Origin of the sequence: Mycetocola sp. 2940, from assembly GCF_040548835.1 — a bacterium.
Classification (GTDB): Bacteria; Actinomycetota; Actinomycetes; order Actinomycetales; family Microbacteriaceae; genus Mycetocola_A.
This window is the reverse complement of sequence record NZ_JBEPSK010000016.1, coordinates 13,970-32,313: the sequence shown is the minus strand read 5'-3', so window position 1 is coordinate 32,313 and position 18,344 is coordinate 13,970. Positions and strand designations below refer to the sequence as shown.

Below are 18,344 nucleotides of genomic sequence, written 5' to 3'. Positions count from 1 at the left end.
TCCTCCTAGTAGACCGTCGTGTGGACGAGGGGTTTGCCGGTCTCCGCGTCCGGTTCGGCTGGAAGGGCAGGGCCCTTCTTGGCAGCCTTCTTGATCAGCCCGAATTCGACGACGGCGAGTGAACCGTAAACGAGAGTGAAGAGGGTGAGGGAGATGAGGACCTCGAGGCCGGTCACCCCGGGCGAGACTCCGTGTTCGGTTTTCAGGAGCCCGAACACCAGCCAGGGCTGTCGGCCCATCTCGGTGAACACCCACCCGACGATCATCGCTCCGAGCGAGAGCGGGAACGACCAGATCGCGGCCTTCCAGACCCACTTGTTCGTCGGCATCCGACCCTTGCGGGTGAGCCACAGCCCGACCATCGCGACGAAAATGTGCAGGATGCCCAGGCCGATCATCCAGCGGAACGACCAGTAGGTGACCCAGATGATAGGCGTGTAATCGCCAGGGCCGTACAGGGTGACGTACTGCGCCTGCAGGTTGTTGATTCCCTCAACGGTGCCATCGAAGGTATGGGTGGAGAGGAACGACAAGAGGTACGGGATACGGATCGAGAAGAGTTCGTGCACGCCGTCCGGGGTTCCGAGGGTGAAGATCGAGAACGACGCCGCGGCGCCTGTCGACGTTTCGTACATCGCCTCGGCGGCGGCCATCTTCATCGGCTGTGACGCGACCATCGCGAGGCTGAGCTGGTCGCCGGCAAGGGTGGTGAGGGCACCGGAGATCACCATTGCCCACAGGCCGAACGTCAACGCCGGGCGCATGGTCTCGAGGTGCTGGTTCCGCGAGAGGTGCCACGCTGCGACGGTGATGATGAGTCCGGCCGACACCATGAAGCAGGCGAAGATCGTGTGCGGGAACGCAGCAAGGGCGACCGGGTTGGTGAGGAGCTCCCAGATGCTGGTGAGCTCGGCGCGCCCTTTCTCCTCGTTGATCCGAAACGCGACAGGATTTTGCATGAAGGCGTTCGCCGCGATGATGAAATAGGCCGAAAGGGTGCTTGCGACGGCGACGATCCAGATGGTCGCGAGGTGCAGCCTGGCCGGCAGCTTGTCCCAGCCGAAGATCCACAATCCGATGAAAGTCGCCTCGAGGAAGAAGGCCAGCAGGCCTTCGAAGGCGAGCGGTGCTCCGAACACATCGCCAACGAAGCGCGAGTAATCGGACCAGTTCATGCCGAACTGGAACTCCTGGACGATGCCCGTGACGACACCCATGGCGAAGTTGATCAGGAAGATCTTGCCGAAGAAGTGCGTCAGCTGCAGGTAGTGGGCTTTGCCGGTGCGGTACCACGCCGTCTGGAAGATGGCGATGGTCAATGCCATCCCGATCGTGAGCGGGACGAACAGGAAGTGGTAGATCGTTGTCAGGCCGAACTGCCACCGTGACAGCAGCAGCGGATCCAGTAACTCGTTCACTTCACCTCCACGGCGCATTTCTACACCGCGTAGAAATCTTCTCCCCCAGTGTATGGGAGAAGTTCTACAACTCGTAGAACTAGTTCTACTTAGCGTAGAAACTTGTTCGATGACGAGGTATCGTTGAGGCATGGTAACACTGGGAGAACTCGAACGCGCGGTCATGGACGTGCTGTGGAATACCGAGACCGCACTGAGCGCCAACGATCTCCGTGACCGTCTGCACGCGAGCGTCAGCGACGGGGCGAGGGACGTCGCCGTCACCACCGTTCTCACTGTCCTCTCCCGCCTCGAGGCCAAGAAATTCGTCTCGCGCGACAGGTCGATGCGCCCGCACCTGTACCGCTCGGTGACAACCCGGGCGGAGCACACCGCCGGGCTCATGCACGAGGTGCTCGGCACGGCGCCCGACCGCGAGGCTGCCCTCGCACGATTCATCGGAGCGGTCTCCCCCGCCGAAGCCGAGACCCTCCGCGAACTCCTCGGCGCCTCATCACGGAATGCCCGGTAGAGCCGACAGTAAACTCCGAGCGTGATGTTCTTCACCTCAGTGGTGCTCCTGTGCCTCGCCGTTCTGCTTGCGTGGCCCGTGCCGCTCCTCCTCGCCCACGCGCAGTGGCCGAGCCGCGCACCCGGGACAGCCCTCGTCCTCTGGCAGGCCATCGCGCTTGCCGGCGGACTCTCGATGATCGGCGCGTTCGTGACCTACGGACTCATCCCCTTCGGACCGAACCTCTTGACTGCTCTAGCGGAACTCGTCCGCCACCTTTTCGAAGGAACCCTGCCAGAGTCGGCCAACCTCGGCCACATCTTCGCTCTCTGTATCGCCGTGCTCTTCGCCGGCCACCTGCTCCTGAACCTTGTCCTGACTTTCGCCCGGACCGAACGGCAGCGAAGCCGGCACCTCTCCCTGATCAACCTGTTGAGCGCGCCCATGCCCGACCGCCCCGACACCCGGGTACTCGACCATCCGGCACCCGTCGCGTATTGCCTCCCCGGCGTGACCCGGTCGGTCACGGTGCTGTCTGAGGGTCTCGTCTCGCTGCTCGACTCCGACCAGTTGCAGGCCGTCATCGCTCACGAACGGGCCCACCTCCGCCAGCAGCACCACCTCGTCCTCGTCGCTTTCAAGTCCTGGCACAGCGCCCTGCCATGGTTCCCGATCGCAAACCGGGCCGAGACTGCCGTGGGCCTGCTCGTGGAGATGCTCGCTGACGATCAGGCCCGCCGTGTCGTCGACGACAACACTCTCGCGACGGCGATCGTGCTGGTCGCGTCCGAAGGCGCCGATCGACCGGACGGTTCGACGCTCGAGCACCTCCACACAGGAGACACCGATGCCTTCGTCGGCAGCCGGGTGCAACGGCTTCTCTCGCCGCGCCCTCCACTTTCCGTCGCCGCACGGATCGTGGTGCTTGTCGTCTCGTTCGCGCTGCTGCTCGTCCCTACCCTCCTTCTCGTCATCATCTGATTCCCCTAGGCTCAGTCGAATGAACGAGTTTCTGAGCTGGGTCCTTGACCTCGTTCAGAGCGTCGACCCGATCCTCCGCACCGCTCTGGCAGGTCTCGCCATCATGCTCGAGACATCCGTTCTGGTCGGTCTGGTCGTTCCGGGCGACACCGTCGTCATCGTGGCAAGCACAGGCGTTGAGAATCCGGCACAGTTCGTCTCGCTGATCGTCGTCGTGATCATCGGCGCGTTGATCGGCGAGAGCATCGGTTTCGCTCTCGGGCGATACTTCGGCCCGCGGATCCGCGATTCGAGGGTCGGCCGTCGGATCGGACCGCGGCATTGGCAGCAGGCCGAGAATTACCTCGACCGGCGCGGCGGAATCGCGGTCTTCATCTCCCGGTTCCTCCCGGTACTCCACTCGCTGATCCCTCTGACGGTGGGCATGAGCACGATGAGTTACCGCAGATTCATCAGCTGGACCGTGCCCGCCTGCGTGATTTGGGCGATCACGTACGTCTCGGTCGGCTCCGCAGCGGCCGGCACCTACCGCGAACTGGCCGATCAGCTCCACTACGCCGGCTACCTCTTCGTGGGCATCATCGCGGGGTCCCTTCTCCTGATCTTCGTGGTCAAGAGAGTGCTGCACCGCTCACAGGAACGGCACATGAAACACGTGAGCGAGGGCGACGCCCACAAGATTGACGACGAGTAGATCACTCCACGGGAATACCGGCATGCCAGACTGTGAGGATGCGAACTCGTCAGCAGCCCGGCCCAGGTGCGTCGAAAACAGCCCTCACCCTTCATCGAGCAGCGCGCATCGATGATGCGTGGCTCGACTGGCGGGCTCGACGTGGCCGCAAGCGCGGCCTCGTCGCCACGGTGATTCCGTTCACCGGCTACGGATCCACCACCCTGATCCGCGTCCTCGCCCGGGTTCTCCTCACCAAACCGGATGCTACGCCGGCGGTCGCTCCCTCACAGCGGGTTCGCGGGTGGCGCAGCTTCACGAGCATCCCGGTCGTCTCCGCGTCTGTCACCATCGTCGCCGGCGGCCAGTCGTTCGAGGTCCAGGCAGACCGGGGCGGAGTCATCGACGCCGAAATCACCGCGTCGCTTGAACCGGGCTGGCAGCAGATCACCCTCCGCAGCGAGGATTCCCGTCCGGTGGTGGCGAACGTCTTCATCGCCGATCCCTCCGTGCGCGTCGGCGTCATCTCCGACATCGACGACACGGTCATGGTCACGGCACTCCCCCGACCTCTCCTCGCCGCCTGGAACACGTTCGTCCTCGACGAGCATGCCCGTACCCCGGTGCCCGGCATGGCGGTGATGCTCGAGCGCCTCGTACGGCGGCAGGAGGGCACGCCGATCATCTACCTGTCGACGGGCGCGTGGAATGTCGCCCCGACGCTCTCGCGCTTTCTCCGCCGGCACCTCTACCCCTCGGGCGCGCTTCTCCTCACCGACTGGGGTCCGACCCACGACCGGCTCTTCCGGAGCGGGCGTCAGCACAAGGCAGACAACCTGCGTCGTCTGGCGGCCGAATTCCCCGACGTGCGCTGGCTGCTCGTCGGCGACGACGGACAGCACGATCCGGAAATCTACGGCTCTTTTGCCGAGGAACATCCCGACAACGTCGCTGCCGTCGCCATCCGCCAGCTGTCTCCCGGTGAAGCTGTGCTCGCCGGTGGTCGGTCAAAGGGCGAGGAACAAGGCAAGAAGACGGCCCCGTGGATTTACGCACCGGACGGCGCCGGCATCCTCGAGCAGCTGGAAGAACTCGGCCTGGTCTAGCCGTCGAGCTCGATCGGGGCGACGAGCTCCGGCCCGTTGTTTTTCACACTGTTCACGGCTTTCGAGACGGGGTAGTAGTGAAAGTCGTGGGCCACCTCGAACGAGCTTGAATCGAGCAGCGCCAGGGCGTCTTCAGACGACAGGTCTCCTCTGAGCCAGTCGTCGTACGTGTCCGGGGTGAGGCAGGCGGGCATCCGGTCGTGCACCTCACCGGGCGCAACATGGGCGTCGCGGGTGATGATCGCCATCGACAGACGCCACCGGTCTGGGTCATCGGACGCCTTCGACCGGTCAGGCCAGGCGCGCACGATACCGGCCATGGCGACGTCGGTCCCGGGGTGGTGGATGAAGTAGGGCTGCTTGCCGTTCTCGGTGAGTTGCCATTCGTAATACCCTGCGGCGCTGACGATGCAGCGTGACGACGCGAAGGCGCTCTTGAAGAGCCCGTTCGTCGCCACCGTTTCGATCCGCGCGTTGATCACCGGCTTGCCGCCGCCGAAGGTCGGTGAGCTCGGCGACACGATGCCCCAGCGCACGGACTCGAGGAGCCGCTTGCCGTGATGCTCACGGATGACCGGCACCTGGTCGGTCGGAGCGACGTTCCAGGACGGCGTCCACTCGGATGCCTCTCCGCCGGTCTCGGCCATGAACTCACGAATGAGGTCGTCGGTTTCCTTGTCCATCGCAAATCGTCCGCACATGCTCTCATCCTGCCCCAGACCAACGACACCGTCACCCTCGACGGGCGACGAAACCATCGACACGGGGCTCTAGATTCGCTCGTGAATGGACCTGTTCCGTCCGCTGAGCCGCATCGAGATCGACAGGAGGCATCACATGGCTGAGCACGCAGCCGGGATGGCCGGCAAGAACGTTCTCGTCACCGGAGGCACCGGCGGGATCGGTAAAGCCACTGCCATGGAACTCGCCCGCAGAGGAGCGCGCGTGGGGATCGTCGGGCGGGACGCTGCCCGCGCCGAGGCTGCAGCGCGCGACATTCGGGCACAAGCGGGCACCTCGGTCGACGTCTTCGCCGCCGACATGTCATCGCAGGCGGACGTCCGCCGCCTCGCGGCGCAGGTGCTCGACGCATACCCACACCTCGACGTGCTCGTGAACAACGTCGGTGGGTACTGGGGAAAGAGGCACACCACGGTGGACAACCTCGAACGCACCTTCGCAATCAACCACCTCGCATCGTTCCTGCTGACCAACCTGCTCCTCGACCGGCTCAAGGCAAGCGCCCCCGCGCGGGTCGTCACCGTTTCATCCGGCGCACAGTCGCTGGGTCGCCTCAACTTCGACGACCTGCAGGGCGAACGTAAATACTCGGGTCAGCGCGCCTACAACCAGTCGAAGCTTGCCAACGTCATGTTCACGTACGAGCTGGCGCGTCGCCTCGAAGGCACCGGAGTGACCGCGACCGTGTTGCATCCCGGCGTCACGCGAACGAATTTCGGCGCCGAAGATCGGTCGCGGTGGTTCGCATTCATGAACAGACTGGGGCAACCGTTCATGAAGAGCCCGGACCAGGGCGCGTCCACGTCGATCTATCTGGCGTCGTCCCCGGACGTCGACGGAGTGACCGGCCGGTACTTCGCCAATCGCAAAGCCAAGAAAGCAAACAAGGCCTCGTACGACACCGAAGCGGCGGCCCGACTGTGGCGGGTCAGCGCCGGCCTCGTCGGACTCCCGACCTGACACGCACAGGCCACCGCGAGCTGATCAGTGGCCCTGCTCATCACCGACATCCTCATCGAGAATCATTCCGACTGACGTGGCGCAGGCGTCACCCTTCCAGGCCTCGATGCCCTCACGGATCGCGAACGCGGCGATGATCAGGCCGGCGATCGGGTCGGCCCACCACCAGCCGAGGAGGCTGTTGAGCAGGAGACCGGCAAGGACTGCCGCTGACAGGTACGCGCAGAGAAGGGTTTGCTTCGAGTCAGCGACGGCCGTCTCCGAACCCAGCTCCCGTCCCGCCCGTCGCTCGGCGTACGACAGAAACGGCATCACGGCCACACTGACCGCGGTGAGGACGATGCCGACCGTACTGTGCTCGACCTCGACCTGGCCTGCCAGCGCGAAAACAGAACTGATCGTGACGTACGCCGCGAGGGCGAAGAATGCGATCCCGATCACCCGCAAGGTCGGCGTCTCCCACCGCTCGGGATCGCGCCGGGTGAACTGCCACGCGACGGCGGCCGCCGAAACGACCTCGATCGTCGAGTCGAGCCCGAACCCGACCAGGGCGGCCGACGACGCTGCGGAACCGGCAGCAATCGCGACGATCCCCTCGACCAGGTTGTAGAGGATCGTCCCAGCGACGATGAAACGGATGCGACGGACTAGCAGTCGTCGGCGGGAGCCGGCCAGCGTCGAGGCCGTCACGGGCAGGCGCATCCGTCGCAGCGGTCGGGCTGACCCGGCGGCGCGAGCGCCGGATGGGAGGAAGTGAGCGAGGCGGCGGTCATGCGCACAGAGTACAGAAACATCTGAAGTCAGAAAATGGTGCGCTCCTGAACCCGGGTCGATTCAGGGGACTTCGCCTGCACCGTACGACCGGCCAGACTGGATGCATGGCAGCTGAATGGCACGCGATCGACATCGCACGGTCACGTCTCGTTGCGCAGCGAATCCACCAGCCGCCCGGTGCCGATCCTCTGCAGACCGTGACACATCTGACGGCGATGCAGGGGCAGGACCTTCCCGGCGTTCTCTGGTCGATCGGGCTACGCACGCCGAATGCCACGGAATCCGATGTGCGGACGGCGTTCGACCGGGGCGAACTGGTGCGCAGCTGGCCGATGCGGGGAACCCTGCACGTGACCACACCCGACGATCTTCGGCTGATCCTGCCCCTCTCCCGGCACAGGCTTGCCGCCTCATTCGCCACCCGCCATCGCGAACTGGGCATCACACCCGCGGATGTGACGGCGGCGACAGACGCCGGCGTGGCGGCACTGTCGAACGGTCCGCTCGTTCGCAAAGCGCTCCTGGCCGTGTTCGAAGCGGCAGGGCAGCCGATCTCTGGACAGCGGGGCATCTATCTCATCGCCGCGCTCGCGCAGGCGGGGCTCGTGTGTTTGGGGCCGTTTGTCGGCAAGGAGCAGGCGTTCGTCCTTCTCGACGACTGGGCACCTCCTGCCCGCGCGCCACGCGAACGCGACGAAGCTCTCGTGGAACTCGCGGTTCGCTACTTCACCAGTCACGGTCCAGCCACGGCGGCCGATTTCGCCTGGTGGGCGAACCTCACTCTCACCGAAGTCCGGGCGGCGATCAGCCAGACGGCAGACCGACTGGGTTCCATGACGATCGGAACAACGACATGGCACGGATCGCCCGATGTGCTCTCGCTGGAACGGCCTCTTCCCGGTGCGCGATCCGTTCACGCGCTTCCCGGCTTCGATGAGAACCTCCTGGGTTACACCGATCGGTCGGCAGCGCTGGCAGCCGCCCACGCCCCGCTCATCGTCCCTGGCAACAATGGCGTGTTCAAGTCGACGATCGTGGCCGGCGGGCGAATCGTCGGCACGTGGACGAGAGTCGAGAAACCGGCCTCGATCCGCCTGACGGCCCTGCCGTTCGCCGAACTCGGCAGCGGTACCCGTTCGGCGATGGCCGGAGCGGCGCGACGCTACGGCCGGTTCAAGGAGAAGCCCATAGATCTGATCTTCTCGCCCGTCGGAGAGGACCCCGCCAGGCTGTAGCGTGGGGAACGTGAGAGGCCTGCGAGAGCTGCGACTGCCGTCGCGACTGCGCGCGCCGACACGGGGACCAGTGCTGCAGGCGGTGAAGACATCGGTCGCCGCGGTCGCGGCCTGGTTCGTCGCCGTCCTCGTGCTTCCGACCGAACTGCCGGTCTTCGCGGCGATCGCGGCGATTATCGTCGTTCAGCCCAGCGTCAACCAGTCGTTCGGAAAGGCCATCGAACGCAGCATCGGCGTGATCGCCGGTGTCGTGATCGCGTCCCTCATCGGGCTTGTCTTCAGCAATCAAACCTGGGTCATCCTGTTGACCGTGGTTGTCGCGGTCTTCGTCGCCTGGGCGTTCCAGCTCACGCCAGCCGCCGCGAACCAGGTACCGATCAGCGCGATGCTCGTGCTCGTTCTCGGCGCGACCACCCCCGGGTACGCCCTCGACCGGATCATCGAGACCCTCATCGGCGCTGCGCTGGGGATCATCGTCAACCTGCTCATTGTTCCGCCGGTGATGCTCGCCCCCGCCGAGCGGGACGTCTCACTCCTCGCCACGGAAATCGCCGCAAGCCTCGATCGCCTAGCGGCAGCGTTGACCAGCAGGCAGTCGCGGCAGCAGCTCGACGGACTCATGATCGAAGTTCGACTGTTGCGGCCGATGAAGGACGCGGCCGACGCATCCGTTCGCCAGGGCGAGGAGTCGCTCACGCTGAATCCGCGCCAGAGCGCCCATCGCACGAGGCTGACCGAGACCAGTGATCTGCTGAAACGGCTTTCCCCCATCGTGACGAGGGCTATCGGGATGACCCGCGCATTGCACGACAGGTACGACGATTCGCTGCACGTGGAACCGTCGATCCAGTCGATCGCGGTGGAACTCAAGCGGGCGGCGCACGACCTGCGGCTCCTCGCCCGGCGTACCGGCGCAGAAGCGGCCGATGAACCGCACAGGACGGAGGAGATTCCCGTTCTCACGGCTCCCCTGACGATCGTCACCCCTCACCCGGAGCACTGGCTGCTCATCGGCTCGCTGATGGAGGACCTTCGCCGGATACACGACGAGATCGTCGGAGACTGACTGTCTCCGACGATCTCGTGAGCGTCTGGTGGTGGGTCGAGGTTACTCGCCCGCGTGCACGGCCTGAAGCTCGAGCGTGATCGTGACCTTGTCACCGAGGAGGACACCGCCGGTCTCGAGTGCGGCGTTGTAGTTCAGCCCGAAGTCTTCGCGGTTGATAACGGTCGTTGCGGTGGCGCCGCCCTTGTAGTTGCCGTACGGGTCCTGACCGAAGCCGCCGAACTCGAAGTCGAAGGTGAACGGCTTGGTGATTCCCTTGACGGTGAGGTTGCCGTCGACCTTGAATTCGTCGCCTTCCTGGCGAACGCCCGTCGACACGAAATCGATCGTCGGGTACGTCGCAGCGTCGAAGAAATCCCCCGTGCGGAGGTGTCCGTCGCGGTTCGCCTCGTTCGTGTTGATCGAGGCGACCTCAGCGGATGCCGTGACGCTCGAGTCGAGCGGGTTCTCACCGGTCACGAAGGTCGCGGAGAAGTTCTCGAACGTGCCCTTGACCTTGCTGATCATGATGTGGCGGATGCTGAAGCCGACGGCGCTGTGGGTCGGGTCGATGGTCCAGGTTCCAGCCTTGTAGCCGGGAATCGAGGTGGCGGTCAAAGTCATTGGTGCTCCTTCTGGGGCGGTACGAGGGGGTCTCGGCGCTTTCGCGCCATGACCATGCAAACGCATGTTATTCGAGCGCTATTCCCGCGAGAACAAACTTCTTCGCGGCGCGGTCAGCGTAGCGGGTCCCGGTCGATGCCGAGGTGAAATCTGGCGGTCAGCAGTCGCAGCGCGGCATCATCGATCTGCTGCTCGGTGATGCGCCCTGTGTCGACGGCGGCTTCGATGTCGGCGATCAACGCCGTGGGGTCCACACCGTCGACGGCTGGCGAAGAACCGAGGACGAAGAGCAGCATCGTCGACCCGGCGGCCAGAGCGCGAATCGCATTCTCGGACGGGTTCTGGAACTCGGGGAGGCCGGTGTTCCTCAGCATCAGCATGTCATCGGTGATGATGATCCCGTCAAATCCGAGTTCGTCCCGGAGGATCGAGTGCCACACCGGTGAGAGGGATGCCGGGACGGGATCGACGGCGGTGTAGTTGAGGTGGCCGATCATGACGACCGGGGCGCCGGCAGCGATGCCCTGAACGAACGGAACGGCATCCTCAGCTCTCCACTGCTCGAGGGACATGTCGGTGCTGGGAACGCTCGTGTGCGAGTCCCCGGAGGCAGCGCCGTGGCCCGGGAAGTGTTTGATCGTCGAGAGGACAGAGCCCCGCTCCCCTGCCACTGCGGCGGCGACGCGTTCGCCTGCAGCCGCGGGGGTGGTGCCGAGCGCGCGGCGGTAGATGAACGACCGCGGGTTGTCGGTCACATCAGCGATGATCCCGAAATTGACCGACATCCCCGACCGCACCAGTAGTTCGGACCGTACCGTGAACGCTTGCTGGGTCTCTGCCGCCGGCAGGTCCTTGAGCGTGAGTGCGGAGAGGCCGTCGTCGGAGCGGATCCGCCGGACGTCGCCGCCCTCCTGGTCGATTCCGATCAGCAGCGGGAAGCGCGTGTCGCTGCTCGCGGCCTCCGCCAGCGCCGCCGTTTCCTCGGCGCTGCCGCCGATGTTGTCTCCCATGAAGATCAACCCGCCCACTTCGTGGGTGGCGACGAACGAGCGCAGCGCCGTGGCATCCGTCCCGGGCAGGTGGAGCATCAGCAGGCTGGCCACTTTTTGTGTTCGGGTCATCAGCGCTAGCCGCTCCTGGGCGGCGATTTCTGCGGGGCTCGCTGTCGGCACGGTGGTTTCCTTCGGGGTTGCCGTCGGGGTCGGCGCAGGCGGTGTCGGCGTGCTCGGGGCGAGGGTACAGCCGGCCAGGGTGAGGAGAACAAGAACGACGGCGGCCACGCGGCCTCGACGCCGGTTCGGGTGCCGGATCATCCTTCCAGCCTACGTCTCCTGCACTATCCGGGAACGATCAGTGTCACCCCAGCTGTGCTCCTGGCATTGGCGAGGTCGATCATCGCCGCGGGTGCCTCGTCAAGGCTGATCCGTTTCGTGATGAGTTCTTCGGGGCGGAGCCGGCCCGACGCGATGATGTCGAGCATCGCCGGGTAGTGCTGTGCCGCCATCCCATGGCTGCCGAGGACCGTAAGTTCACCCGCAATGACGTCACCCATAGGGATGCGCGGGTCCGTGGAGAACAGCCCGATCTGAACGTGCCTGCCCCGCCGCGCGAGCGAACGGATGGCGACGGCTGTCGTGTTCTCTCGACCAAGAGCTTCGACCGACACCGCGGCACCGCCTGCGGTCAGGTCGCGAACCGCCGCAACGACATCGGCATCGGTGAGCTGACTCGAATCCAGAACGTGCTCCGCGCCGGATGCCGTGGCAAGGGCGAGCGCGTCGGCCGAAATGTCGACGCCGATGACCCGTGCACCCATCGCGGCCGCGATCATCACGGCGCTGAGACCGACACCACCGCAACCGACGATGACGACCCATTCGTCTGCGCGCACGTGAGCCTGGCCCACCAGCCCGCGAAATGACGTGGCGAAGCGGCATCCGAGGATCGCGGCAGCCCCCGGATCAAGTGCGTCGGGGATCGGGATGACATTGAGGTCGGCGTTGTGGATGAGCACGTATTCCGCAAACGAGCCCCAGTGGGTGAACCCGGGCTGCGTCTGGTTGCGGCAGACCTGACCGTTGCCGCTCTCGCACTCGGGGCACTGGCCGCAGGCGCACACGAACGGCACGGTGACACGTTGTCCGAGCCGGAGCTCGCTCACCCCGGGCCCAAGCTCTGCGATCCGCCCCACCAGCTCGTGGCCGGGCACGTGCGGCAGCCGGATTCCCGGGTCATGGCCGGCCCACGCGTGCACGTCGCTGCGGCACAACCCGGTGGCGAGCACCTGGACCAGCACATCACCGTCGCCCGGTTTCGGGCGGGCGACATCGGCGACACGGGGTACTCCCCCGAAGGACTCGTAGACGACGGCACGCATCAGCCCAGTATCCCGCAGGCGCGTGGCCGGGGGCTCCATTACGCTGGAACGGCGCGGCTTCCGGAGCTCCGCGACCGTGCCGAGGACCAAGGGGCTCGAATGGACCTGAACGCTGAAACCTTCGATGATATTCTGCGCTCCGTCGACCTCGGCGGGGTTCTCGCGAACGCAATCCTCGGTGGCATCGCCGCCCGTTCGGCCCGGCTCGATCTCGTCGGTTTCGTCATCCTCGCGGTGCTGAGCGGCCTCGGCGGCGGGATCATCCGTGACACCCTGCTCCAACAAGGCCCTCCTGTCGCGCTCACCGACCCCGCCTATCTTGTCCTCGCCGTCGCCGGTGCGGTAATCGCATTTTTCGCCCCGTTCCGCGGCCAGTGGTCGCAGCGCTCGCTCGTACTCCTTGATGCGCTCGCCCTCGGTGCCTGGGCAGCGGTCGGCGCGCAGAAAACGCTCGACGCTGACCTGGGCTGGCTCGCCGCCGTCGCCATGGGTGTCGTCACCGCTGTCGGCGGCGGAGCGGTTCGCGACGTGATGCTGCTTCGGATTCCACGGATCTTCGGCGGAAACACCCTCTACGCCACGAGCGCTCTCCTCTCCAGCGTCGAGATGGTGGTGCTGAGCTCGCTGGGCCTTCCGACCATCGGTTCACTGGTCGCGATGGCGAGCGGCGCCGGGCTGTCGCTCCTCGCCCGCCGGTACGGCTGGACCTTGCCGACTGAGATACGGATCCCCCGGCCGCGGCTGCTCACCGACGCCGGCGCCCGGCTGCGCCGACGGCGGACGACGGGTGCGTCTGGGGACGAAGCGAGCCCACCCGCCTGACCCACGGCATCCGCTCGTCCCGAGTTTCCATGGACATGCTCGAGGGTGCGTCGTAGCGTGGAAAGCGTCACGGCGGGCCGTCCGAGGCTCATCATTCCGTGGCCAGACCAGGAAGGATTGCCATGCCCACCATCCTTGAGCACGAACCGCCTTATACCGTCGGTTACTTCGTCGGAAGTCTTGCGACCGCGTCGATCAACCGACAACTCGCCGAGGCCTTGATAAAGCTCGCCCCGAAGGAATTCGAGTTCACCGAGATTCCGATCCGCGACCTCCCGTTGTACAGCTACGACTACGACGAGGACTACCCGCCGGTCGCACGGGAGTTCAAGCAGGCCATCCTCGACGTGGATGCCGTGCTCTTCGTAACCCCGGAATACAACCGTTCCATTCCGGGTGCGCTGAAAAATGCGATCGACTGGGCGTCACGGCCGTACGGCGAGAACGCGTTCACCGGAAAACCGTCTGCGGTGATCGGCGCTTCGCCTGGCGCGATCGGCACCGCGGTCGCTCAGCAGGACCTGCGCAGCATTCTGAGCTTCTGCAACTCGCGCCAGATGACTGCGCCGGAGGCGTACATCCAAATGACGCCCGGCCTCATCGCCGAAGATGGGTCCGTCACGAACGAGGGAACGGAGACGTTCCTGCGCGACTGGATGGCAGACTTCCTCACCTTTGTCACCCGGGTGCTCACGGTGGTGCCGCAGCGCTGACGATGTAGATCAGGCCGCGTCGAGGTACGTCCAGGCTCGGCCTTCGCGGGCGAACCGGCTCACCTCGTGCTGGTCGCCTCGACCGTCCGGCAAGCGGTAGAACGCCCGGAACTCGACGGTTCCCTCGGTGTCAAGCAGGCCGCCCTGCCTGGTGGCGAGGATGTCGAGCCGGTACCAGCGCACGTCGGGATCGAGGTCGAGCGACACCGGCCGGGTGCTCGGATGCCACGACAGCAGCAGGTAGCTTTCGTCGCCGACCACGAATGCGGAGTACCTCGACCGCATAAGCCGCTCAGCGGTCGGTGCACTGGCCAGCCCCCGGTGGAATGGTGCACAGCAGTACCCGTAGGTTTCGCCGCTGAGGCAGGGGCAGCGGTCGGGATCGGTGAGAACGGCGAAGGGCATGGCTCCATTATCCCGGCCACTCCGGGAGAGCCGCCTGACGCACGACAGGAGACCATCGCCCAAACCGGCCAAAAGATCCTGTCGAACGCTCCCATCGCCCGGATGATCCTGTTGAGCGTGAGGGGCGGCCACCGTCAGAGGCCGATGAGCGTCCGGCTAGGGCCATGGATAGGTACTACGAAAGTAGTGACTAGTGGAAGCGGAAGGAGTACCTTGTGTCTATGACGGGAGCATCTGTGACGTGTATGGGACAGTCTCCTCATCGGGTCAGGAACTGCACGAGGCTTCGAGGGAGTATCCGGTGCCTGTAGTGGAGGAAAGCGTCGTCATCGATCTGCCGCAGCAGGACGTCTTCGATTTCCTGGCAAAGTTCGACAACCTCTCGGTCTACGATGCCTTTGTCACTGCATCCGGGCAGGTCGGGGACGGCCCTCCGGGGCTGGGAACGCGAGGCCGCGGAACGACCCGCTTCATGGGCCAGCAGTTCGACTGGGTGGTCGAACTCACCGAATTCGAGCCGCCCCGGCGGATGACGTCACGCTCGGTCGGTGGAGGACGTGACCTTACCGCGACGTTCATCTTGGAACCGGTCGGTAGCGGCACACGCGTAACGGAGCGGCTTGAGACCGGGGCGATGAGTGGGCTCCTGGGAAAGCTGCCCGATCCGGTGGTGAACCGGCTCCTCGGCAGGTCCCTCCGTGGCAACCTCAAAACGTTGGGCCGGGTGCTGGCAGGACACCCGCGCAACTGACGGGCGGGATTCCCACAAAGGTCCCCCAATACGTCAGGCCTGTCAGGGCAGATTTCGTCGAGCCGTCACTCGCGGGGCCGGTATCGCAGGGCGACCACCCCCGACCGGAAGTCATGGCGATCCACGAGCTCGAGCAGAATGTGCTCGCGCAAACCGGCGAGCAATGAAGGCCCGTGTCCGGCGAGGACAGGCTGCACAAGGAACACGTATTCGTCGATCAGTCCGAGATCTGCCAGCGCCAGCGGGAGCGTCACCCCACCCACGAAGAGACCTTCGCCTGGCGACTGCTTGAGCCGTTCAATCGCTGGCCCCAACTCTCCTTTCACCAGCTCGGCGTTCCAATCGACCACGCTGAGCGTGCTCGACACGACGTACTTCTTCGCCTGGTCGATGGTCTCAGCGAACGGGATCTCCCATTCATCCATCCAGTCAGGCCACTTACCCGCGGCAGGCTTCCGCCACGCCGACTCCATCATCGCGTAGGTCGTACGGCCGAATAGCAGCGCATCCGCCCGCGCAATCTCCTCGGTCCAATAGCCCATCGTTTCCTCGTCAGGAGGAAGGCCTGCCTCGTGATGACAGCAGCCGTCGAGCGTGACGTTGATGGAATATCGAAGTGGTCTCATCTCGTTGCTCTCCTCGCTACGCGCGGCGCGTCTCACCGGACCATGTCAGAAAATAGTCCTCGCGATTCGTCTTCATCGACGCCTGATCCACCCAATTATTGCCGCCGTGGTCCGCGCCGCAAGCGATTCTTTTCGAACGGACCTGTGCGGAGGCGTGTACCCCCTTCGGTTGTACTTGCTCTCGGCCTATGCTCCGGTCCATGAACAGACAAATCATCAGCACTGAGAATGCACCGCGCTCTCCGTTGTACAGCCAAGGTGTGCGAGCAGGTTCGGCGATCTACGTGTCGGGAATGGTCGGGATCGATCCGGCGACCGGCGAGCCCGCCGGATCGTCGATCCAGGATCAAACCCTGCAGGCACTGCGCAACTGCGAGGCCATCCTTCACGCGGGCGGAAGCACTCTTGCTGACGTCACGCTCGTCACGGTGTTGCTTGCGCAACCGGATGACTTCGCGGGTATGAACGAGGCATACGCTGAGGTCTTCCCTGAGGCTCCTCCGGCCCGCGCCGTCGCCCGCCTCGGACCGAACTTGCGAGGCATCCTGGTGTCGATCCTGATGACAGCTCATACAGACGGCTGACTGCGTCCAGGGACAGGAGGTTACGTTGCCCGCAATATGGGTGCTCGGGGGCGCGACCTTCACCCTTGCGATTGTGCTCGGCGTTCAGAGCGCCTTTGATGGCACAGCCCCATGGGCGGCTTCAGCCGGTGGGTTTCGGGTCTGTCGCTCGTGATCAATGGGGCGATACGCTCTTCTGCCTCCTCAGCTTTTCGCGCGAGGAGAGAGCGTCGGCTGCTCTCGGCGCGAAGGCGGCGAGCAGGCAGGCCTGCAGTGCCAGCCCGACCACCGTCCCGTGCGGCCAGTACCCGAGGAGCATGGTGAAAGCCACCTCCATGGGGAGAGTCGCCGCTAAGAGGACCCGCTGCCACGCCCTGACCAGCGGCGCCCGAGTTACCACTGCTGCCAGGATTCCTGCGACACCGAGCACGATCAGGCCAAGCCCCTCACTCCCCCACAAGAAACGCAGTGGCGAAGAGTCAGCGTGATTGAGGTAGCTGAGAAACGTCAGCGGTGCGAGCAGAAGCAGGATCGTGCTGAAGACGCGGCCCGTCCATCCCAGCCAGGTCATCGCGGGTCCGGTGGACCACCACAGCAGCACCATTGAGATGCTGATCGCCGAGCCGAACGCCAGGTAATCGTCGTGAAGACGGAGCCCGACGACAAACTTGTGCACGGCGCGGTAGAAATCCGAGCGGTCCCGCGCGATCGCCCACGCTGGAGCGTCGTACCAGGCGAGCAACTGGGGAGGCAGGAGGAACAGCGCCCACGCGCCGGCGAGAATGGCGAACACGATCGACCAGGAGCGGTTCGGATGCGCACGCATGTCAGCCGCCGGTTCTCCGGCCGTTCCAGTGGTGAAAGGAATCCCGGTCGGCCATGAGAGCACGATACTCCTCCGCCTGGCCACTCCTGTTCGTCGCGCTGGACGGACCCTGATGACCAACTCTCTGCCGGTCTGCGCTCCGCCTCAGGCTCACCGGCTCGTCCTCCTTCGACCTCAACCCAGAACCTATCTGGGGCCCTCAACTCGGGCAGCCGAAGGCTTCCGGCTACCGATCCTCGGTGATCAGCTGGTGTCGCGCAGCCAACTCAGGACGTAGGCCGGAGCCGTGTCGGCGGCCTCCAAGGCGAAGGCGAGGTGCGATCCGTCGATCCAGTGAAGCTCGGAGCGGGCGATGTGTGCGTGGGCGTACGCGGCACTGGCCGGGGGCACCATCTTGTCCGAGCGGGCGTGCACAATCAGCGTTGGACAGGTGACGCGATCCAGCGGTGCCGGAGTGAAGAGAGTGAAGTCGTTCTCCATTCCCTGGCGTCGTCGCGCCGCACCGAGCGACGCACTCAGCGTCGCCTCCAGCGCTGCTGTTCGGCCGGGGATCGCCGCAAGGGTCCTCGCCCGGGCAGACACGACGACTTTCGTTTCGGTGCCGTAGAGGCGGAATAGTGCGGTGAGGGTTTGCCGCGGGGCGTGTCTGAGGAACCAGAGCGGCATCTTGGCGAAGACATCTCGCGCGGCGATACCGGCCGGAACCCTCGGTATCGGGCCGGGAATGCACACGCCGTCGACTTGAACGAGCTTGCTCACGCGATGGGGGTGCCGGGCCGCAAGCTCGTAGCCGGTGGGACCGCCGCCCGAGAATGCGAGCGCGATGATGCGGTCGATCTCGAGCACATCGAGCAGCGCGGCCAAGGCATCGCCCTGCTGCCTGAACGTGCGGCCAGTCGACAGCGGAGTTCCGAGGTAGCCGGGCCTGCTCGGGGCGATGATCCGAAACCCGTTCACTCGCATATACTCGCCCGCAACGAGCCCTTGGTCCCACCCACCGAGCGTGCCGTGTATCGCGAGAATCGGCTCGCCCTCGCCCCGCTCGGCGTACTCGATCCGTCCCAAAGACGTCGTGACTGTGCGCGGAGTTTCGGCCAGGCACCCGCGAAAGTCGTCGACCGAGGGTGATCGTGGTGGGATGAGCATGTTCAACTATCCCAACGACGATCCCGGTCGGCCAGTGGGTACCGGAAATGTCGGTCAGCCAGGATGAT

The 18,344-nt window shown here is 65.1% G+C and carries 21 protein-coding genes; 11 read left to right on the top strand and 10 right to left on the bottom strand.

Features of this window, described 5'->3' with window-relative positions:
• Window positions 1–5: 5 nt before the first annotated feature.
• The gene (locus tag ABIE24_RS15585) at window positions 6–1,418 is read right to left on the bottom strand and encodes a cytochrome ubiquinol oxidase subunit I (protein ID WP_354501288.1); all 1,413 of its coding nucleotides are present in this window, start codon (window positions 1,416–1,418) and stop codon (window positions 6–8) included.
• Window positions 1,419–1,548: 130 nt separating this feature from the next.
• On the opposite strand from ABIE24_RS15585, the gene ABIE24_RS15580 reads away from it, so the two are divergent.
• The 4 genes from ABIE24_RS15580 to ABIE24_RS15565 are packed head-to-tail and all read left to right on the top strand — an operon-like array spanning window position 1,549 to window position 4,668.
• The gene (locus tag ABIE24_RS15580) at window positions 1,549–1,929 is read left to right on the top strand and encodes a BlaI/MecI/CopY family transcriptional regulator (RefSeq protein ID WP_354501286.1); all 381 of its coding nucleotides are present in this window, start codon (window positions 1,549–1,551) and stop codon (window positions 1,927–1,929) included.
• 24 nt (window positions 1,930–1,953) lie between these two features.
• Entirely contained in the window at window positions 1,954–2,889 is a 936-nt protein-coding gene (locus tag ABIE24_RS15575) for a M56 family metallopeptidase (protein WP_354501347.1), read from the top strand.
• A gap of 19 nt (window positions 2,890–2,908) precedes the next feature.
• Window positions 2,909–3,583, top strand: a complete 675-nt coding sequence (locus ABIE24_RS15570; protein ID WP_354501284.1) for a DedA family protein — start codon at window positions 2,909–2,911, stop codon at window positions 3,581–3,583.
• Between the two features lie 38 nt (window positions 3,584–3,621).
• Window positions 3,622–4,668, top strand: coding sequence for an App1 family protein phosphatidate phosphatase (locus ABIE24_RS15565; protein ID WP_354501282.1), 1,047 nt, complete (start codon window positions 3,622–3,624; stop codon window positions 4,666–4,668).
• On the opposite strand, the gene ABIE24_RS15560 is transcribed toward ABIE24_RS15565, so the two are convergent.
• The gene (locus ABIE24_RS15560; RefSeq protein ID WP_354501280.1) at window positions 4,665–5,369 is read right to left on the bottom strand and encodes an SOS response-associated peptidase; all 705 of its coding nucleotides are present in this window, start codon (window positions 5,367–5,369) and stop codon (window positions 4,665–4,667) included. The genes ABIE24_RS15565 and ABIE24_RS15560 overlap by 4 nt on opposite strands.
• A 136-nt stretch (window positions 5,370–5,505) precedes the next feature.
• Between ABIE24_RS15560 and ABIE24_RS15555 the strand changes: the two genes are divergently transcribed.
• Window positions 5,506–6,369 (top strand): SDR family oxidoreductase, encoded by an 864-nt coding sequence (locus tag ABIE24_RS15555; protein ID WP_354501278.1) that lies wholly within the window; start codon window positions 5,506–5,508, stop codon window positions 6,367–6,369.
• Window positions 6,370–6,393: 24 nt separating this feature from the next.
• Here the strand turns inward: ABIE24_RS15555 and ABIE24_RS15550 are convergent, their stop codons facing one another.
• Complete coding sequence (locus tag ABIE24_RS15550) at window positions 6,394–7,071, bottom strand: cation efflux transmembrane domain-containing protein (protein WP_502916290.1); 678 nt, start codon at window positions 7,069–7,071, stop codon at window positions 6,394–6,396.
• A gap of 176 nt (window positions 7,072–7,247) precedes the next feature.
• Here ABIE24_RS15550 and ABIE24_RS15545 point away from each other — a divergent pair, with 176 nt between their 5' ends.
• On the top strand, window positions 7,248–8,378 hold the full coding sequence (locus ABIE24_RS15545; RefSeq protein ID WP_354501274.1) for a winged helix DNA-binding domain-containing protein: 1,131 nt from the start codon (window positions 7,248–7,250) through the stop codon (window positions 8,376–8,378).
• A 10-nt stretch (window positions 8,379–8,388) separates the two neighbouring features.
• Window positions 8,389–9,444, top strand: a complete 1,056-nt coding sequence (locus tag ABIE24_RS15540) for an FUSC family protein (protein WP_354501272.1) — start codon at window positions 8,389–8,391, stop codon at window positions 9,442–9,444.
• A gap of 42 nt (window positions 9,445–9,486) precedes the next feature.
• Here the strand turns inward: ABIE24_RS15540 and ABIE24_RS15535 are convergent, their stop codons facing one another.
• From ABIE24_RS15535 to ABIE24_RS15525, 3 genes are all read right to left on the bottom strand, one after another.
• A complete protein-coding gene (locus ABIE24_RS15535) occupies window positions 9,487–10,047 on the bottom strand; it encodes a YceI family protein (protein ID WP_354501271.1) in 561 nt (186 codons plus the stop codon).
• A 113-nt stretch (window positions 10,048–10,160) separates the two neighbouring features.
• Complete coding sequence (locus ABIE24_RS15530) at window positions 10,161–11,360, bottom strand: glycoside hydrolase family 3 N-terminal domain-containing protein (RefSeq protein WP_354501269.1); 1,200 nt, start codon at window positions 11,358–11,360, stop codon at window positions 10,161–10,163.
• 23 nt (window positions 11,361–11,383) lie between these two features.
• Window positions 11,384–12,424, bottom strand: a complete 1,041-nt coding sequence (locus ABIE24_RS15525; RefSeq protein WP_354501268.1) for an alcohol dehydrogenase catalytic domain-containing protein — start codon at window positions 12,422–12,424, stop codon at window positions 11,384–11,386.
• 99 nt (window positions 12,425–12,523) lie between these two features.
• Here ABIE24_RS15525 and ABIE24_RS15520 point away from each other — a divergent pair, with 99 nt between their 5' ends.
• Window positions 12,524–13,246 (top strand): trimeric intracellular cation channel family protein, encoded by a 723-nt coding sequence (locus ABIE24_RS15520; protein ID WP_354501266.1) that lies wholly within the window; start codon window positions 12,524–12,526, stop codon window positions 13,244–13,246.
• Window positions 13,247–13,368: 122 nt separating this feature from the next.
• On the top strand, window positions 13,369–13,959 hold the full coding sequence (locus ABIE24_RS15515; protein ID WP_354501264.1) for an NADPH-dependent FMN reductase: 591 nt from the start codon (window positions 13,369–13,371) through the stop codon (window positions 13,957–13,959).
• A 9-nt stretch (window positions 13,960–13,968) separates the two neighbouring features.
• Here the strand turns inward: ABIE24_RS15515 and ABIE24_RS15510 are convergent, their stop codons facing one another.
• Entirely contained in the window at window positions 13,969–14,364 is a 396-nt protein-coding gene (locus ABIE24_RS15510; protein WP_354501263.1) for a YchJ family protein, read from the bottom strand.
• Window positions 14,365–14,665: 301 nt separating this feature from the next.
• Here ABIE24_RS15510 and ABIE24_RS15505 point away from each other — a divergent pair, with 301 nt between their 5' ends.
• On the top strand, window positions 14,666–15,115 hold the full coding sequence (locus ABIE24_RS15505) for an SRPBCC family protein (RefSeq protein ID WP_354501262.1): 450 nt from the start codon (window positions 14,666–14,668) through the stop codon (window positions 15,113–15,115).
• 65 nt (window positions 15,116–15,180) lie between these two features.
• Here the strand turns inward: ABIE24_RS15505 and ABIE24_RS15500 are convergent, their stop codons facing one another.
• Entirely contained in the window at window positions 15,181–15,741 is a 561-nt protein-coding gene (locus tag ABIE24_RS15500; RefSeq protein WP_354501260.1) for a dihydrofolate reductase family protein, read from the bottom strand.
• Between the two features lie 200 nt (window positions 15,742–15,941).
• Between ABIE24_RS15500 and ABIE24_RS15495 the strand changes: the two genes are divergently transcribed.
• Window positions 15,942–16,325: a RidA family protein gene (locus ABIE24_RS15495; protein ID WP_354501258.1), complete on the top strand. Its 384-nt coding sequence runs from the start codon at window positions 15,942–15,944 to the stop codon at window positions 16,323–16,325.
• A gap of 154 nt (window positions 16,326–16,479) precedes the next feature.
• On the opposite strand, the gene ABIE24_RS15490 is transcribed toward ABIE24_RS15495, so the two are convergent.
• Window positions 16,480–17,193, bottom strand: coding sequence for a hypothetical protein (locus ABIE24_RS15490; RefSeq protein WP_354501256.1), 714 nt, complete (start codon window positions 17,191–17,193; stop codon window positions 16,480–16,482).
• Between the two features lie 180 nt (window positions 17,194–17,373).
• A complete protein-coding gene (locus ABIE24_RS15485; RefSeq protein WP_354501255.1) occupies window positions 17,374–18,276 on the bottom strand; it encodes an alpha/beta fold hydrolase in 903 nt (300 codons plus the stop codon).
• Window positions 18,277–18,344: the final 68 nt, after the last annotated feature.

What these genes read in the sequence shown, in the direction of transcription:
- ABIE24_RS15500 (WP_354501260.1), bottom strand. Translation starts at nt 15,741, where the DNA reads ATGAGACCACTTCGATATTCCATCAACGTCACGCTCGACGGCTGCTGT.
- ABIE24_RS15565 (WP_354501282.1), top strand. Translation starts at nt 3,622, where the DNA reads ATGCGAACTCGTCAGCAGCCCGGCCCAGGTGCGTCGAAAACAGCCCTC.
- ABIE24_RS15515 (WP_354501264.1), top strand. Translation starts at nt 13,369, where the DNA reads ATGCCCACCATCCTTGAGCACGAACCGCCTTATACCGTCGGTTACTTC.
- ABIE24_RS15555 (WP_354501278.1), top strand. Translation starts at nt 5,506, where the DNA reads ATGGCTGAGCACGCAGCCGGGATGGCCGGCAAGAACGTTCTCGTCACC.
- ABIE24_RS15510 (WP_354501263.1), bottom strand. Translation starts at nt 14,364, where the DNA reads ATGCCCTTCGCCGTTCTCACCGATCCCGACCGCTGCCCCTGCCTCAGC.
- ABIE24_RS15560 (WP_354501280.1), bottom strand. Translation starts at nt 5,369, where the DNA reads ATGTGCGGACGATTTGCGATGGACAAGGAAACCGACGACCTCATTCGT.
- ABIE24_RS15495 (WP_354501258.1), top strand. Translation starts at nt 15,942, where the DNA reads ATGAACAGACAAATCATCAGCACTGAGAATGCACCGCGCTCTCCGTTG.
- ABIE24_RS15550 (WP_502916290.1), bottom strand. Translation starts at nt 7,071, where the DNA reads ATGCGCCTGCCCGTGACGGCCTCGACGCTGGCCGGCTCCCGCCGACGA.
- ABIE24_RS15530 (WP_354501269.1), bottom strand. Translation starts at nt 11,360, where the DNA reads ATGATCCGGCACCCGAACCGGCGTCGAGGCCGCGTGGCCGCCGTCGTT.
- ABIE24_RS15525 (WP_354501268.1), bottom strand. Translation starts at nt 12,424, where the DNA reads ATGCGTGCCGTCGTCTACGAGTCCTTCGGGGGAGTACCCCGTGTCGCC.
- ABIE24_RS15485 (WP_354501255.1), bottom strand. Translation starts at nt 18,276, where the DNA reads ATGCTCATCCCACCACGATCACCCTCGGTCGACGACTTTCGCGGGTGC.
- ABIE24_RS15575 (WP_354501347.1), top strand. Translation starts at nt 1,954, where the DNA reads ATGTTCTTCACCTCAGTGGTGCTCCTGTGCCTCGCCGTTCTGCTTGCG.
- ABIE24_RS15580 (WP_354501286.1), top strand. Translation starts at nt 1,549, where the DNA reads ATGGTAACACTGGGAGAACTCGAACGCGCGGTCATGGACGTGCTGTGG.
- ABIE24_RS15545 (WP_354501274.1), top strand. Translation starts at nt 7,248, where the DNA reads ATGGCAGCTGAATGGCACGCGATCGACATCGCACGGTCACGTCTCGTT.
- ABIE24_RS15570 (WP_354501284.1), top strand. Translation starts at nt 2,909, where the DNA reads ATGAACGAGTTTCTGAGCTGGGTCCTTGACCTCGTTCAGAGCGTCGAC.
- ABIE24_RS15535 (WP_354501271.1), bottom strand. Translation starts at nt 10,047, where the DNA reads ATGACTTTGACCGCCACCTCGATTCCCGGCTACAAGGCTGGAACCTGG.
- ABIE24_RS15520 (WP_354501266.1), top strand. Translation starts at nt 12,524, where the DNA reads ATGGACCTGAACGCTGAAACCTTCGATGATATTCTGCGCTCCGTCGAC.